Annotated in this window: 14 protein-coding genes; 5 read left to right on the forward strand and 9 right to left on the reverse strand. The window is 63.9% G+C overall.

The window, feature by feature from the left end; translation table 11 throughout:
• Position 1: 1 nt before the first annotated feature.
• Together VK792_RS09555 and VK792_RS09560 are read right to left on the reverse strand one after the other, a co-directional pair.
• Positions 2–442 carry a MaoC family dehydratase gene (locus VK792_RS09555; protein ID WP_326297243.1) on the reverse strand — a complete coding sequence of 147 codons (441 nt, stop codon included), beginning with the start codon at positions 440–442 and terminating at the stop codon, positions 2–4.
• Between the two features lie 7 nt (positions 443–449).
• Entirely contained in the window at positions 450–2069 is a 1620-nt protein-coding gene (locus VK792_RS09560; RefSeq protein ID WP_326297244.1) for a long-chain-fatty-acid--CoA ligase, read from the reverse strand.
• A gap of 109 nt (positions 2070–2178) precedes the next feature.
• Between VK792_RS09560 and VK792_RS09565 the strand changes: the two genes are divergently transcribed.
• Positions 2179–3195, forward strand: a complete 1017-nt coding sequence (locus tag VK792_RS09565; protein WP_326297245.1) for an NADP-dependent oxidoreductase — start codon at positions 2179–2181, stop codon at positions 3193–3195.
• 187 nt (positions 3196–3382) lie between these two features.
• On the opposite strand, the gene VK792_RS09570 is transcribed toward VK792_RS09565, so the two are convergent.
• The 3 genes from VK792_RS09570 to VK792_RS09580 form a co-directional block, all read right to left on the reverse strand.
• Positions 3383–4921, reverse strand: a complete 1539-nt coding sequence (locus VK792_RS09570) for an ATP-dependent DNA helicase (protein WP_326297246.1) — start codon at positions 4919–4921, stop codon at positions 3383–3385.
• Between the two features lie 129 nt (positions 4922–5050).
• Complete coding sequence (gene ccrA, locus VK792_RS09575) at positions 5051–6343, reverse strand: crotonyl-CoA carboxylase/reductase (protein ID WP_326297248.1); 1293 nt, start codon at positions 6341–6343, stop codon at positions 5051–5053.
• Between the two features lie 167 nt (positions 6344–6510).
• Positions 6511–7857, reverse strand: coding sequence for a 1-acyl-sn-glycerol-3-phosphate acyltransferase (locus VK792_RS09580; protein ID WP_326297249.1), 1347 nt, complete (start codon positions 7855–7857; stop codon positions 6511–6513).
• Between the two features lie 153 nt (positions 7858–8010).
• On the opposite strand from VK792_RS09580, the gene VK792_RS09585 reads away from it, so the two are divergent.
• The 3 genes from VK792_RS09585 to deoD all read left to right on the forward strand — a co-directional run bounded on the left by VK792_RS09585 (position 8011) and on the right by deoD (position 11179).
• Positions 8011–10005: a methylmalonyl-CoA mutase family protein gene (locus tag VK792_RS09585; RefSeq protein ID WP_494337873.1), complete on the forward strand. Its 1995-nt coding sequence runs from the start codon at positions 8011–8013 to the stop codon at positions 10003–10005.
• A gap of 151 nt (positions 10006–10156) precedes the next feature.
• Positions 10157–10465 carry an H-NS histone family protein gene (locus VK792_RS09590; protein ID WP_326297251.1) on the forward strand — a complete coding sequence of 103 codons (309 nt, stop codon included), beginning with the start codon at positions 10157–10159 and terminating at the stop codon, positions 10463–10465.
• Positions 10466–10471: 6 nt separating this feature from the next.
• Positions 10472–11179 carry a purine-nucleoside phosphorylase gene (gene deoD / locus VK792_RS09595; protein ID WP_326297252.1) on the forward strand — a complete coding sequence of 236 codons (708 nt, stop codon included), beginning with the start codon at positions 10472–10474 and terminating at the stop codon, positions 11177–11179.
• 35 nt (positions 11180–11214) lie between these two features.
• On the opposite strand, the gene VK792_RS09600 is transcribed toward deoD, so the two are convergent.
• Complete coding sequence (locus VK792_RS09600; RefSeq protein WP_326297253.1) at positions 11215–12093, reverse strand: LysR family transcriptional regulator; 879 nt, start codon at positions 12091–12093, stop codon at positions 11215–11217.
• Between the two features lie 102 nt (positions 12094–12195).
• On the opposite strand from VK792_RS09600, the gene glyA reads away from it, so the two are divergent.
• Positions 12196–13518, forward strand: coding sequence for a serine hydroxymethyltransferase (gene glyA, locus VK792_RS09605; protein WP_326297254.1), 1323 nt, complete (start codon positions 12196–12198; stop codon positions 13516–13518).
• Between the two features lie 207 nt (positions 13519–13725).
• On the opposite strand, the gene VK792_RS09610 is transcribed toward glyA, so the two are convergent.
• The 3 genes from VK792_RS09610 to VK792_RS09620 all read right to left on the reverse strand — a co-directional run bounded on the left by VK792_RS09610 (position 13726) and on the right by VK792_RS09620 (position 16170).
• Positions 13726–14895 carry a type III PLP-dependent enzyme gene (locus VK792_RS09610; RefSeq protein WP_326297255.1) on the reverse strand — a complete coding sequence of 390 codons (1170 nt, stop codon included), beginning with the start codon at positions 14893–14895 and terminating at the stop codon, positions 13726–13728.
• 210 nt (positions 14896–15105) lie between these two features.
• On the reverse strand, positions 15106–15297 hold the full coding sequence (locus tag VK792_RS09615) for a hypothetical protein (protein WP_326297256.1): 192 nt from the start codon (positions 15295–15297) through the stop codon (positions 15106–15108).
• Positions 15298–15333: 36 nt separating this feature from the next.
• On the reverse strand, positions 15334–16170 hold the full coding sequence (locus tag VK792_RS09620) for a DUF1353 domain-containing protein (protein WP_326297257.1): 837 nt from the start codon (positions 16168–16170) through the stop codon (positions 15334–15336).
• Positions 16171–16473: the final 303 nt, after the last annotated feature.

Raw genomic sequence — 16473 nt, forward strand, 5'->3', positions numbered from 1 at the left:
TTCAGTCCTCCAATTGCAGGCGGGTGATCCACTGGGCGGCCAATGCCGGGCGGTCCTTGCCTTCGATTTCAACGATCACGTCCCAACTGACGTTCAGATGGCCTTCGCCTTCTTCGACATGGGCCACGGTAAAGCTCCCCCGGATACGGCTGCCGACCCTGACAGGAGAGACAAAGCGGATGCGGTCGAACCCGTAATTCACGCTGGCCCTGACACCCGGCACCTCTGGCATGATCTGGTAGGACATGGCCGACAGCATCGACAGCGTCAGAAAGCCATGCGCAACGGTTCCGCCAAAGGGCGTCTGCGCCGCCTTTTCGGGGTCAAGGTGGATGAACTGCCAATCCTCTGTCACATCGGCAAAGGCCTGCACACGCGCCTGATCCAGCACGAACCAGTCGGACACGCGCGGGGCGAGGCTGCGAAAGAGGTCTGCGGTCATACGGATGTCAGCCCGGCAAGGAGTGGTCGGCGAATTGCCAGCGCAGGGTCAGTTTCGACACCTTGCCGGTTGCGGTCAGCGGCAGTTCGTCGACGAAAACCATGTCATCGGGCAGCTGCCACTTGGCCATGTGTTCCAGCATCATTTCGTGGATCTCGGCCAGTTCGGGGCGCGTGTCACCGGCGCACACCACCACCAGAAGCGGCCGTTCATCCCATTTCGGATGCGGCACGGCGATCACGGCACAGTTGGCAACGGCGGGGTGGGCCATGGCGATGTTTTCCAGGTCGATAGAGCTGATCCATTCGCCGCCCGACTTGATCAGGTCCTTGGCACGGTCCTGGATCGACAGGAACCCGTCGGGGTCGATGCTGGCCACGTCGCCGGTGCCGAACCAGCCTTCCGCGTCGATCGCTTGGGCGCTGGCCTCGGCGTTGTTGAAATAGCCCGAGATGATCGCATTGCCGCGGACGTAAAGTTCGCCCGCCGCCTTGCCGTCATGCGGCAGACGGTTGCCATCCTCATCCACGATCTTCAGGTCGACACCATAGACCCGGCGCCCCTGCTTCTGCTTCAGGTCCATCTTTTCCTTGAACGACAGACCGGGCATCGAGGCCGACAATTGCCCATGGGTGCCGACCGGGCTCATTTCCGTCATGCCCCAGGCGTGGCACACGTCGATGCCCGCCTTTTCAAAGCCTTCGATCATGCTGCGCGGTGCGGCCGAGCCGCCGATCACGACCTGGCGCAGCCCTTCGGGCGGGCGGCCCTGCTTTGCGATCTCGGCGTTCAGGCCCAGCCAGACCGTGGGCACCCCCCAGCTTGCGCTGACCTTTTCCGCGTCCATCAGCGTGAACAGAGATTCCCCGTCCAGCTTCGCCCCGGGCATGACCAGCGACGCGCCAACCAGCGGTGCGGCATAGGGCAGACCCCAGGAATTGACGTGGAACATCGGCACCACCGGCAGGATCCGCGCCCCCTCATGCAGCGATTTCGGCAAGGTGATGGCCAGGCTCATCGCGTGCAGCACGGTGGAGCGGTGGGAATACAGCGCGCCCTTCGGATGCCCGGTGGTGCCAGAGGTATAGCACAGCCCCGCGGCGGTCTCTTCGGGCAGGTCGGGCCAGTCATAGCTCTCGGGCTGGCCGTCCAGCAGGTCTTCGTAGCACAGGAAATCGCCCTCGGGCATGTGCGCCCGGTCGGTCATCACCACCAGTCTCAGCCCTGCGGGCAACTGGTCGCGCAGGGCGTTCAGGATCGGCACGAAGGTCAGGTCGGTGAACAGCACCGTGTCCCCGGCATGGCCGATGATATAAAGCATCTGTTCCGCCGACAGTCGTGGGTTGATCGTGTGGCAGACCGCCCCCATGCCGGAAACCGCGTAATACAGTTCGAAATGGCGGTAGCCGTTCCAGGCCAGCGTCGCGACCCGATCCCCCGGCTGCACACCAAGCCCGGCCAGCCCCTGCGCCAGCTGCGCCGTGCGCCCGTAAGCCTCGGCATAGGTTTCGCGGTGAATGTCGCCTTCGGTCCGGACCGACACGATCCCGGCCCCGGGATGCGCCTCTGCCGCGTAAGCCAGAATCGAAATGATCGACAATGGCCTCATCATCATCATGCCCTGCATCCAACCCTCCCTTGCCATCCGCTTGCAATGCCCGATGATATTCGAAACTACTTACCCGGCAAGGCGCAAGCCCGAATATCCGGTGACGTCCCGGCAGAAGGAAGCAAAGATGAAAAACCGCATGACCCGCATTGCCCTGGCCCGGCGCCCGCAAGGCGCCCCGGTGGCCGAGGATTTCGCCTTTGATCACATGGACCTGCCCGATCCCGCCCCGGGGGAGGTGCTGGTCGAGGTCAGCCACCTGTCGCTGGACCCCTACATGCGCGGGCGAATGAACGACGTGAAAAGCTATGCCCCTTCGGTCGGGATCGGCGAAACCATGACCGGCGAAGGCGTGGGCCGCGTGGTTGCCACCAACGACCCGCGGTTTTCCGTGGGCGATCTGGTGGTCGGCGTGACCGGCTGGGCGACCCACGCCTGCCTGTCCGGATCGGCCCTGCGCAAGCTTGACGACAGCCTGCCGCCCTCGACCGCGCTGGGGGTGCTGGGGATGCCGGGCTTCACCGCCTGGGCTTCGCTGAACGCCTATGGCCGGCCCAAGGCCGGGCAAACGCTGGTGGTGGCCGCGGCGACCGGACCGGTGGGCTCGATGGTCGGGCAACTGGCCAAGGCGGCGGGCATGCGCACGGTCGCCATTGCCGGCGGGGCCGAAAAATGCCGGATCGCAACCGAGACCTTCGGGTTTGACGCCGCCATCGACCACCGCGCGTTCGACACTGCCAGCGCCCTGCACACCGCGATTGCCGAGGCCGCACCAGACGGCATCGACATCTATTTCGAAAACGTCGCGGGCATGGTGCTGGAAGCGGTGATTCCGCTGCTCAACACCTTTGCCCGCATCCCGGTGATCGGCACCATCGCCTGGTACAACGAACTGGAAGACAGCGCCGACCGGCTGCCGATGCTGTGGCGGTCCGTTCTGGTCAAGCGGCTCAGCATCAACGGCTTCATCGTCTACGACCACTGGGACAAGTTCGACACCTTCCTGGCCGAGGTCGGCCCGAAGGTGGCCGCGGGCGAAATTGCCTATCTCGAGGACGTGGTGCAGGGGATCGACAAGATGCCCGCCGCCTTTGCGGCACTGCTGGAGGGTGGCAACACCGGGAAGCTGGTCGTCGAGCTGTGATCGCGGAAAAGAATGGGGGCGCTGCCCCCATACCCCCGAGGTATTTGTAAAACCAAAGACGAAAAGTCCTGTCTTTAACATCATCTTGCTGCAAGTATCCCGGGGGATTGGGGGCAGAGCCCCCATGCGGCCGCGCGCAGCGCGGCCGCCCCGGTCGGATCGGGGTCATCCCGATCCGAAACCAGTCTCAGATCCCGTCGATCTCGGCTTCCAGCGACAGCGCCGCGGCAGGGGCTGCGCGCAGATCGTCGACCTGCAACGGTCCCGTGGGGCGGGACAGGCGGTTGCGCACCACCCAGATCAGGCGGTCCTGTGCGCGGGTGATGGCGACATAGGCCAGACGTTTCCACAGCGGCTGACCAGCCTCGATCCGTCCGGCGCGGGCGGCGGCATAGAGATCGGGGGCGAAGACCTGCACCGTATCCCATTGCGAGCCCTGCGCCTTGTGGATCGTCACCGCCGCGCCGTGCAGGAAGGTGGCGCCCATCCGCGCGGCATAGGGGATGAAGGGTTCTTCCTCGTCCGGTTTCTCGATCTTGACGATCGAGGCGGCGGACACCTGCGGGTCCTCGGCCCCCATGACGTGCAGGCGTGAAAACCCCGGTTTGCGTCCGGGGCCAAGATAGACCACCTGCGCGCCCTTGATCAGGCCGCGTGCCTCCAGGTCGATGCGGCGTTTGCGGTGCTTGAGCGGCAGTTCGATGCCGTCGCAGATCAGCGGTTCGCCGGGCAGCAGATCGTCCTCGGGCGCGCCATGGACCTGGCGGAACGCGTTGATCAGCCGGATCCGCGTGGCATTGCGCCAGACCAGGACCGGGGACCGCGCCATCAGGTCGACCTCGACCCGATGGCCCCAGACCACGCGGTCGTCGCGGCGGGCCACATCCTCGACCATGCGTTCGAAATCCTCGAAGCTGAGGCCCGGATCGGCCAGCGCGTGGGCAAGGTCGAGGATCGGGTTGTCGGCCTCTTGCCGGTGGATGCGGTGCAGTTCCATCTTCTGGCTGTCGGCCAGACGGTCAAACACCATCGCGCCGGACTGGTTCACCGGGGCGAGCTGCGCGGGATCGCCGAACAGCACCAGCGTCGGGAAAATTTCCTGCAGGTCGGCATATTGACGGTCGTCCAGCATCGAGGCTTCGTCGATGAAGCCGATGTCCAGCGGGTCTTCGCGGCGTTTCCAGCCGGTGATGAAATCCGATCCGCGCAGCCCGGCGGTCGCCAGTGCGGCGGGGATCGACTTGTGGGTTTCGAAGGACAGTTTCGCGCGGGTCAGCGCCTCTTCGGTCAGGCCCTCGATCTCGGGCTGGTCGCCGTTGCCCATCAGCCATTCGGCGATGCGTTCGTATTCCGGGTCATAGACCGGGGTGTAAAGAATGCGGTGGATCGTGGTCGCGGGCACGCCGCGCAGGCGCAGCACGCTGGCCGCCTTGTTGGTGGGCGCAAGGATCGCCAGGGTGCGGCGGTCGTCCTTCTTGCGACGGGATTCGTAGTCGCCTGAGACCACCTCGACCCCGGCGGCTTCCAGGGCCTTGTAAAGTTCTGCCAGCAACAGCGTCTTGCCCGACCCGGCCTTGCCGATCAGCGCCATCACCGCGGCGTGGCTGTCGCGTTGCGGCAGGTTGGTGCCATGGTCAAGGTCGACGCCGGCTTGCCGCAGCAAGGCGGTCACGCGGTCATGGGCCTCGGCCTGGTCTTCGGAATAGATGACGGGCGGTTTCGACATGGGCGCACCCTAGTGCGCCGCTGCGACGGGCGCCATATGCAAACCGATCCGGCGCGGCGCGCGGGGCTGGAAACGAAAAATGCCCCGGGGCTCCTCTCCCCGGGGCATTGACGCTGGAAGGGCGGCCGATCAGGCGGCCGGGCCTGCCTCCAGCACGTCTTCGACGGTGCGCAGCCCGGTCTTGGGCGCCTGCACCAGCACTGCCATGTTCCCCGGCTTGTGCTCGTTCTTCAGCATTTTCATGTGCGCCTGGGGGATTTCCGCCCAGGGGAAGACCTCGGACATGCAGGGATCCAGACGGCGTTCGATCATCAGGCGGTTGGCCGAGGCGGCCTGTTTCAGGTTGGCAAAGTGCGAGCCCTGAAGGCGCTTTTGGTGCATCCACATGTAGCGCACGTCGAAGGTGCAGTTGAACCCGCTGGTCCCGGCGCAGATCACCACGATGCCACCCTTTTTCACCACCAGGGTCGAGACCGGGAAGGTCGCTTCGCCCGGGTGTTCGAAGACCATGTCGACGTTCACGCCCTTGCCGGTGATGTCCCAGATCGCCTTGCCGAACTTGCGGGCCTCTTTCAGCCACTCGTTGTATTCCGGCGTGTTGACGGTGGGCAGTTGGCCCCAGCACTTGAAATCCTTGCGGTTGATGACACCCTTGGCACCCTGCGCCAGAACGAAATCGCGCTTGGATTCGTCGGAAATCACACCGATGGCGTTGGCACCGGCGGTGTTGGCCAGTTGGATCGCATAGGAGCCAAGGCCGCCCGACGCGCCCCAGACCAGCACGTTCTGGCCGGGCTTGAGTTCATGCGGGTGGTGGCCGAACAGCATCCGGTAGGCGGTGGCCAGCGTCAGCGTGTAGCAAGCGCTTTCTTCCCAGGTCAGGTGCTTGGGGCGCGGCATCAGCTGCTGGGCCTGCACGCGGGTGAACTGGGCAAAGGACCCGTCGTGGGTTTCATAGCCCCAGATCCGCTGGGTCGGAGAGAACATCGGATCGCCGCCGTTGCATTCTTCGTCGTCGCCATCGTCCTGGTTGCAGTGAATGACAACCTCGTCGCCGACCTTCCAGCGGGTGACCTTGTCACCCACTTTCCACACGATGCCGGACGCATCGGACCCGGCGATGTGATAGGGCTGCTTGTGCCCGTCAAAGGGCGAAATCGGAACGCCCAGGCCGGCCCAGACGCCGTTGTAGTTGACGCCCGCGGCCATCACCAGAACCAGCACTTCGTGGCTGTCGATTTCCCAGGTATCGACCACTTCCTGCTGAAAGGATTGCATCGGTTCGCCGTGACGTTCGCGGCGGATCGCCCACGCGTACATCTTCTTGGGCACATAGCCCAAGGGCGGCAGTTCGCCGATTTCATAGAGGTCTTTTTCCGGCGCTTCGTAAGCGGCGATACCGGTTTGCGTATCCAGAGCCATCGGGGCCTCCTGTGGTCAAACGTCTTGATGTTGTGCCTGTGCCGCGATGCAGAATCGCGGGGTTTTCATCGAAATATCCGCGGCCTCGCAACATTGCAACAAGATTTGCCGACTTTTTGTAATTTTATGACCGAGCGGATGCAGAAACCCCACTGCACTCGCAGAAATTACAGAAGATGCCGGATGGAGTTGGCGTAAAACTCTGCCAGATCGCGCCGCCCAGGGGCGATTTGTACGGTTTCACTGCTGTCCTGTACGATCCCGCGTTCGGTCAGGGCGCGCAATCCGACCTTGGCGGCATAGGCTGCATCGCCGCGCGGAAGGTGGATGTGACCATCCTGCAAACCGGCGATGGTATCGACGAACCGGTGCCTCAACGCGTCCACGGTCATCGGGCCATGGTGCAACAAAAGATGCGCGACCAGCGGCACCGGCAGCACCGGCACCACCTCGGCAATGCGGGCCATCAGGGTTTCGGCCAGCAGGTCGGGCGACGCCTGCCCCGCAGGGAAGGCGCGCAGCGACAGGGGGGTGCCAAAGCTGACGGCGGCATAGCCGAACCGGTGGAAGCGCCGGGTGATCCGCAACCACAGTTGTTTCAGCACCGCGCCCAGAACCTTGCTGATCCGGGCCTGGAACCGGCGGGTGCCCGCCTTGTGCGCGCGGATCAGCACGGTATCTTCCAACACCCGGTCATAGTTCAGCGCGACGGGAATGAAGATCAGGTCGCGATCCGACAGGTCCAGATCGTCGGTCAGGTATTTCAGCAGGCCCAGTTTCGGCTCGGCCAATGCGCCATCCAGCGACAGCCCGCCTTCGGGGAACAGCGCCTGCGTCACGCCATTGGCCGTCGCCATCTGGACATAGCGCGCCAGAACCCGGCGATAGAGCGCGTTGCGCGACTTGCGCCGGATGAAAAACGCCCCCATCGACCGGATCAGGTGCGACATCGGCCAGACATGCGCCCATTCGCCCACCGCATAGGACAGGGCGGAATGATCCCCGACCAGATAGGTGACCAGAACGTAATCCATGTTCGACCGGTGGTTCATGACGAAAACCACGGTCGCGTCACGGTCTACCCCTTTCAGCGCGGCCTCGTCATAGCGGCCCAGCCGCACCCGATACAGCGCCTGCGACAGCGCCTTGGCGGCGCGGGTTGCAAAGCCGAAATAGGTCATCGCGGAAAAGCTGGGCACGATTTCGCGGGCGTATCTGCGCGCCTGCTGAAACGCCACGTCTTCGCGCACGCCGGTTTCGCGGGCGTGATCGACAATCGCCTGCGTCACCTGCGGGTCGTAGATCAGGCGCTGGATCATGTCCTGCCGGCGCAGCAGTTTGAAGGGCTGGATCGGACGCGCCAACCGCCGGTTCAGCCGTGCCACCGCCCGTTCCAGCCGGCGGCGGAAAAACCAGCGGACAGACGGAAACAGGAAATGCGAGGCAAAGGTGACCGTGGCAAAGGCCAGGATCAGGACGAACAACCAAAGCGGCAGGGTCACGGGCGTTGTCATGTCCGGAACTGTTGCAGAGGTTCCGGCGGCGGGCAATCTTCCTGTCGGTGTCGCGCCTTGTGCCGCCGGTGCGAAAATGCCCCAGAATTGCCGCAATGCAGCGAATTGACATCGGCATAAAGTTTCGCATATGCAGAAATCCACGCAAGATAATTGCCGCATCGATTCACGAGGCCCGAGATGACCGAGACCTTTTCCCGCGACAAGCCGTGGTTGATCCGTACCTATGCCGGCCATTCCACGGCCAAGGCATCGAACGCGCTGTATCGCAACAACCTGGCCAAGGGTCAGACCGGCCTGTCGGTGGCCTTCGACCTGCCGACGCAGACGGGCTATGACAGCGATCACGTTCTGGCGCGGGGCGAGGTTGGCAAGGTCGGCGTGCCGGTCTGTCACCTGGGCGACATGCGCACCCTGTTCGACCAAATCCCGCTGGAACAGATGAACACCTCGATGACGATCAATGCCACGGCGCCCTGGCTGCTGTCGCTGTATATCGCGGTGGCCGAGGAACAGGGCGCGGATGTCACCAAGCTGAACGGCACGGTGCAAAACGACCTGATCAAGGAATACCTGTCGCGCGGCACCTATATCTGCCCGCCAAAACCGTCGCTGAAGATGATCGGGGACGTGGCCGAGTATTGCTATACCAACGTGCCCAAGTGGAACCCGATGAACGTCTGTTCCTATCACCTGCAAGAGGCGGGCGCGACGCCGGAACAAGAACTGGCCTTTGCCCTGGCCACCGCGATTGCGGTTCTGGACGAGCTGAAGCCGCGCGTCCCGACCGAAGATTTCCCGGCGCTGTGCGGGCGTATTTCGTTCTTTGTGAACGCCGGCATCCGGTTTGTCACCGAGATGTGCAAGATGCGCGCCTTTGTCGATCTGTGGGATGAAATCCTGCTGGAGCGGTATGGCGTTGAAGATACAAAGTACCGCCGGTTCCGCTATGGCGTGCAGGTCAACAGCCTTGGCCTGACCGAACAGCAGCCGGAAAACAACGTCTATCGCATCCTGATCGAGATGCTGGCCGTGACCCTGTCGAAAAAGGCGCGCGCCCGCGCGGTGCAACTGCCCGCCTGGAACGAGGCGCTTGGCCTGCCGCGGCCATGGGACCAGCAATGGTCGATGCGGATGCAGCAGATCCTGGCCTATGAAACCGACCTGCTGGAATTCGAAGACCTGTTCGACGGCAACCCCGCCGTCGACGCCAAGGTCGAGGCGTTGAAGAACGGCGCGCGGGCGGAACTGGCGCAGCTGGACAGCATGGGCGGGGCGATCGGTGCCATCGACTACATGAAGTCGCGGCTGGTGGATTCCAACGCCGAACGGCTGAACCGGATCGAACGCAATGAAACGGTCGTGGTCGGCGTCAACCGCTGGACCGAAGGCGAGCCGTCGCCGCTGACCGGTGAGGATGGCGGCATCATGGTCGTCGACCCGGGCGTTGAGCAGGAACAGATCGCCCGGCTGAACGCCTGGCGCGCAGAGCGCGACGAGGCCGCGGTAAAAGCCGCGCTGGCCGATCTGCGTGCAGCGGCGGAACAGGGTGCCAACGTCATGCCCGCCTCTATCGCCTGCGCCAAGGCCGGCGTCACCACCGGCGAATGGGCCGCGCAGATGCGCGCCGTGCACGGCGAATATCGCGGCCCGACCGGCGTGTCGCGCGCCGTCAGCAACAAGACCGAAGGGCTGGACGACCTGCGCGACGCCGTCGATCGGGTCAGCGACCGGCTGGGCAAGCGGCTGCGCTTCCTGGTCGGAAAGCCGGGGCTGGACGGGCATTCCAACGGCGCCGAGCAAATCGCCTTCCGCGCCCGCGATTGCGGGATGGACATCGACTATGAAGGCATCCGCCTGACCCCGGAACAGATTGTCGAGGCAGCGCAGAACGGCGCCCATGTTGTCGGGCTGTCGATCCTGTCGGGCAGCCATATCCCGCTGGTCGAGGACCTGATGGAGCGGATGCGCGCCGCGGGCCTTGGCCATGTGCCGGTGATCGTCGGCGGCATCATCCCTGATGACGACGCGAAACGTCTGCACGCGATGGGCGTGGCCCGGGTGTATACGCCCAAGGATTTCGAGCTGAATGCGATCATGCAGGACATCGTGACCCTTGCCGATCCGCAGTCGGTGGCGGCGGAATAAGATACGACCCACGCGGAGTTTGAATTGACCCCGTACAGCGTCAGGCTGTGCGGGGCTATCTATTTTGTGTCAAAGGCAATAGGATTGCTGAGTGGCTCTTGTAATTCCCGGTTTCTTCTTTTTATTCCCATGCCAAAAGGAGAACAAAAAAATGCAGATCGAACTGAATACGCTTTCCAAAGACGAACTGGTCAAACTGAAGACCGATGTCGAAAAAGCGCTGAAAACCATCGACGCCCGGCGCAAGGCCGAAGCCAAGAAAGCCGCAGACGAAGCGGCAAAGGCTTTTGGGTTTTCGCTGGATGAACTGGTTTCGGACAGCGGCAAGGGCACCAAGGGTGTTCCGAAATATGCCAACCCCGACGACGCATCGCAAACCTGGACGGGTCGTGGCCGCAAGCCCAATTGGGTGATTGCGTGGACCGAGGCCGGCAAGTCTCTGGACGATCTGGCGATCTGATCCGACATGACGATTCACATTGGCGCCCAGCCGGGCGAGATTGCCGAAACCGTCCTGATGCCGGGCGATCCCTATCGCGCGAAATGGGCGGCAGAGACCTTCCTGACCGACGCGGTCTGCATCAACCAGACCCGTGGTATGCTGGGCTTTACCGGCACCTGGAACGGCCATCGCGTCACGATCCAGGGCTCTGGCATGGGAATGCCGTCGCTGTCGATCTATGCCAACGAACTGATCCGGGATTACGGCGCGAAAACGCTGATCCGAATTGGTTCGTGCGGCGGGATGCAGCCGCAGGTGAAAATCCGCGACGTGATCCTTGCGATGACGGCCAGTTCGCTGTCGACCCCGTCACGCGGTATCTTCCGTGAATTGAACTTTGCGCCCAGCGCGGATTGGGGCCTGCTGAAGGCGGCCCATGACGCGGCGGTGAAGAAATCGACCGGCATTCATGTCGGCGGCATCTATTCGTCGGACGTGTTTTACGACGAACGCTCCGACCTGAACGAACAGATGACGCGCCACGGAATCCTGGGTGTCGAAATGGAAGCGGCCGAGCTTTATATTCTGGCGGCGCGATATAACGTCAGGGCGCTGGCGGTTCTGACCGTATCTGATCACCTGCTGACCCACGAAGCCCTGCCGTCGCAAGACCGGGAAAAGAGTTTCGGCGACATGGTGGAAATTGCGCTTGAAGCGGCTTTCGCTCATTAGCGTCTGCTGATGAGCGTCAATTCAGAGACGGGCAATTAACGCTCTTTCGCGTCACATTCAAAAACAAGCAGGTCCAGCGCCAGTTGCGTTGGGCCTTTCTTTTTAGATTGCGGCGCGACTGCCGTTAAGGAATTGTCCGACACCACCGTTGTTTCGAATAGCTGCACCAGTGTTCCGGCGCGCAAGTGGGAATCGATCAAAGGGCGGTGCTCGATCAGAACGCCTGCGCCTGCCACCGCCTCTGCCACCGCCATCGAATACAGCGAATAGGACGGCCCCGACACCCGCAGGCCCGGACAGGCAACGGCAATCCATGTCTGCCAGTCCCCATCCCAGGTGCTGTCTGACAGGCAGGGCACCTGTGCCAGGTCCTCTGGCCGTTGCAGGCGCTTCGCCAGATCAGGGGCGCAGACCGGGAACAGCTCATCGCGCGCCAGCGCCCGTCCCTCTCCCTCGGGGGCAAGAAAAAGCGACAGCGAAAACGGTTCGCGCAGCAGGTTGGGCGGCTGCTCCAATGCACTGACAGAGACTGTCACCTCTGGCATGGCCGCGCGCAACGCAGGCAAGCGCGGCGCCAGCCACAGCTGGGCAATCGCCGGCAAGGCCGCAATGTGCAGCCGGTTGCCCGCAGCGGATCGCAACGTTTGCGCAACCTGACCCAGCCCGTCGAAGGCACGGGTGACGTCGGGCAGGATACGGTCCGCCGCCGGGGTCAGCACAACGCCCTGCGGGGTGCGCGTGAACAGCCGCACCCCGGCCCAGTCTTCCAACGCCTTGACCTGCTGCGACACCGCGCCGGGCGTCACCGCCAGTTCGTCCGCCGCCCGCGAAAAGCTGCACAACCGCGCCGCTGCTTCGAAGGCGCGCAAGGCGTTCAGCGGCGGTGGTTTCGGGCGGGGTGGATCGACGGGCATTGGCCTGTTATATTTTCTATCGTCAGGTTTGATGAATACTGGTTTGCACCGGCCCGCGCAAACGGGTTTCCTGCGCAAAACCCGTTGTCAAAGGTTCCGACCATGCCGCAGCTTTCCCCCCGCCCCTGGGTGCCTGACGCGCCCGAAACCCTGATCCAGCGCTATGCCGCGGAAACGGCCGCCGCCCCCAGCGCGCAGATCGCCGACCGGCTGGACGCGCTGGCCGCCGAGAACCGCCAGATCCACGAACGCGACTGTTTCAACCTGAACCCCGCGACCAACGTGATGAACCCCCGCGCCGAGGCCCTGCTGTCCAGCGGCATCGGCACAAGGCCCTCGCTGGGCTATCCCGGCGACAAGTACGAAATGGGGCTGGAGGCCATCGAAGAGATCGAGGTCATCGCCGCCGAACTTGCCGCCGAGGTGTTCAACGCCCGCTACGCGGAAATCCGTGTGCCATCCGGCGCGATCGCCAATCTCTACGCCTTCATGGCGCTGACGCAACCGGGTGACACGATCATCGCACCGCCGGCGTCGGTCGGCGGTCACGTCACCCATCATCAGGCGGGCTGCGCCGGCCTTTATGGGCTGACGATCCACCCCGCCCCGGTCGACGCCGACGGCTACACCGTCGATCTGCAGGCGCTGGCGGACCTGGCGGACGGGGTCAAACCCCGGCTGATCACCATCGGCGGGTCGCTCAACCTGTTCCCGCATCCGGTGGCAGAGATCCGGGCGATCGCCGATGCGGTGGGGGCACATCTGCTGTTCGACGCGGCGCATCAATGCGGGATCATCGCCGGCAAGGCCTGGCCCGATCCGCTGTCCGAAGGCGCGCACCTGATGACGATGAGCACCTACAAGAGCCTGGGCGGCCCACCCTCGGGCCTGATCGTCACCAATGATGCCGGGATCGCCGAACGGCTCGATGCCATCGCCTTCCCCGGCATGACCGCGAATTTCGACGCAGCGAAATCCGCGGCGCTGGCCATGGCCCTGCTCGACTGGCGCGATTTCGGTCCGGCCTATGCCGCCGAAATGGTCGCGATGGCACGGGCGCTGGCCGAAGCGCTGAGCGCCGAGGGCCTGCCCGTCTTTGCCGCCGACAAGGGCGGCACCCGCTCGCACCAGCTGGCGATCGAGGCGGCAGGCTTCGGCGGTGGACAGGCGGCGTCAAAGACGCTGCGCAAGGCCGGGTTCCTGGCCTGCGGCATCGGCCTTCCGATTGCCGAGGTCACCGGCGATCTGAACGGACTCAGGATCGGCACACCGGAACTGGTGCGCTGGGGCATGACCACAGACGACGCGCCATACCTCGCCGCGCTGATCGCCAGGGGCCTGCGCAGCAACGACCCGCAGTCCGTTGCGGCCGAGGTCCGGGACTGGCGACAGGGCTTCGACAAGCTGCACTTCATACACGCCTGAAATCCCCGACGGGCCATCATCTTGCACAAAATATCCTGGGGGGTCCGGGGGGCAAAGCCCCCCTGCGGGTCGGACCGGGCAAAGCCCGGTCCGAAACCACAGCAATCGAAAAACCGGCACCGAACAGGCAAACGCCCCAGGCCTCCTCCTCCCCGGAACCGGCCACGCCGATCAGGCTCCAAGGCCCCGCACGGGATCGACCAAAGCTCAGATGACGATGACATCCAGCGGCGGGAAGCCGTTGAAGCCGACCGAAGCATAGGTCGAGGTATAGGCGCCGCAGTTGCGGATCACGATACGGTCGCCGGCTTGCAGGCCCAGCGGCAGGTGCACCGGCTTTTTCTCGTAAAGCACATCGGCGCTGTCGCAGGACGGTCCGGCCAGGATGCAGGGCCCGGTGGGCTCGTGGTCCCGACCGGTCAGGAACTGGTAACGGATGGCCTCGCCTTCGGTTTCGGCCAGCCCCGAGAACCGGCCGATGTCCAGGTACACCCAGCGGTGCAGGTCGTTGTCGGATTTCCTCGACACCAGCAGCACCTCGGCGGCAATCGCGCCGGCCTCGGCCACCATGCCGCGACCGGGTTCCGCCATGATCTGCGGGACGAAGCCGAAACGCTCGGTCACCAGGTGCATCACGTCCGAGGCATACTCCGCCGGGCCGTCCACGTCTTCGCCGTAGAAGGCCGGGAAACCGCCGCCGATGTTCAGCAGGCTCAGCCCGTGACCGGCCTCCTGCGCGGCGTGCCAGACGGCGGCCACCTGATCCAGCACCGGCGCCCACATCGCCGCGCGACGAGTTTGCGACCCGACGTGGAACGAAAACCCGACCGGACGCAGACCCAGGGCGCGCGCCTGGGTGATCAGATCCAGCGCCTTGTCGCCGGCGCAGCCAAACTTGCGGGTCAGCGGCCAGTCGGCTTCGCAGTTTTCCACGATCAGGCGGATATAGACGTGTGCGCCCGGGGCGTGGGTGGCCAGCTTTTCCAGCTCCTCCTCGGCATCGGCGGCGAACAGGTCCACGCCCTGCGCATAGGCCCAGGCGATGTCGGCAGGACGCTTGATGGTGTTGCCGAAGGAAACATGCTCTGGCGCCGCGCCGGCCGCGAGGCAGGCGGCAATTTCCGTGCGCGAGGCGGCGTCGAACCGCGATCCCAGCCCGGCCAGCGTTTCCAGGATTTCCGGCGCCGGGTTGGCTTTCACCGCATAGTGGATTTGGGCCCGACCCAGGCCCTGGGCCAGCGCCGCGAACTGGCGCGCGACGGCCTGAGTATCGATGACCAGCGTCGGGCGGTCAAACGAATTGGCAAGGATGAAGGATTCCACGCGGGAATGGGACGAGGCTTCGCGGGCAGCAAGCCCGGTCACGTAAGCGTTCATTGGTCATCTCCAATCGACCCGGCCGTGTCCGGTTTCCCGGCATGAGACCGCTCAGTTCCAAGGGAGACGTTACCGTCGCTACGTAAACCGCGTGGGATGTGCCCACCTCGCCAGAGGTGCGTGCGTTGGCGTCTATGGACGGCGCATATCGGGCAAACCCCGCGACATTTCAAGCGGTTTTTTTGGGCGGGCGACGACGGCCCGGGCCGATCAGGCGCGCGGGCGCAGGCAGCGTTGCGGCGGCGAGCCGCGCGGCCCGGTGGTGTGCGCCCCGCAGTGCACGCAACGCCAGTCGCTGTCACCGCTGCCGGGATATTCCCGCCAGCGGCACAGCCGGGTGTCGCGGTTGGTGAACAGCACCAGAAGGACAAAGGCGACGATCAGACCGACAACGACGATCATGGATTGGCTTTCCCATCGGTCATGCCAGCCGCAGCCTCAGAGCCCTCCGCCCGGGGTGCTGGGCGAAACCAGTGCCGAGGGGTCCAGCGACGGGCTGGTCATCAGTCCGGTCGACGGATCGGTCCCCGGATATCCCGTGTAACCGTCATCGTCATGGCCGTGCTCTTCTTCATGTTCTTCGAACGCCTGCCGGACATAGGTCTGCTGCAACTGCCGTTCCTTCATTTGCAGGTACAGCCACAGGGCGCCGAACGGCGGGTCGCTTTTTTCGATATAGGCCATTGCCTGGCGCATGGTGTTCTGCAACGCGGGCGTCGGCACCTTGCTGATGTCGCGATCCTTGTAGATGTCCCACCGCGGGCCGCCCAGGTAAACCGCTGTGAACATGATGCTGGCCCGCACGCGCGGTGTGCCGCTGACGATCAGCGCCTCATAGAACATGCGGTGCACGTCTTCCCACTTGGCATTGTGAAAGTTCGGGCCGTTTTCGTTGCCGATGCCGCAATAGGCATCGTGCACGGCGGCAGCATTGACGAATTCCGGGGAGGTGGGGTCGCCGATGATGTTGATGAAGATCTTGGGGATCGACGCGCCATCGGTCAGAGTCTGGTTCGGGGCGATCCAGCGCCGCCCCTGCCCGTCGATGAAATCCAGCGAATTGGCGGTACGGAAGAACTTGTAAGGCCGCTTCGGCAGGATGATCGGGTCGCCGGTCAGGCGCACCGGCGTGTTGAAGAAAACGCAGTTCTTGGAACTCGACCGCTCGCACACGTCCTCGGCGATGGGGACGCGGCTTTCCTTGTCGAGGATATCGGTCGGATCACAGGCAGACAGGGCCATCACGGCACCAAGGCAGGCAATTACCTGTTTCATTACGCAACTCTCAAAATGTATTTCAGCGATGCCAACAACCTATGCCGCGTTGCCTGCCCCGATCAAGTAAACCCTTGCGTCAGGCGGCCTGAATTGAGGGAAATCAACGCGGGCTGCACAGCAAACAGCTATTCTTGGCATGTTCCGTTTGGAACGCGGCGGTCCTTGCCGTTGCAGCGCTTGCAGTCACCAAAACGGCGGGGGCCGCTGGCCTTTCGCAGGGAATGCCTAGTGGATTGAATCCAACATTTGGAACCCTCGATTTCTTGCGGCGATGATGTCGTTGGGGTCTGCCCGCCAAAC

The organism is Mesobacterium hydrothermale (assembly GCF_035818635.1).
Taxonomy (GTDB): Bacteria; Pseudomonadota; Alphaproteobacteria; order Rhodobacterales; family Rhodobacteraceae; genus Mesobacterium_A; species Mesobacterium_A hydrothermale.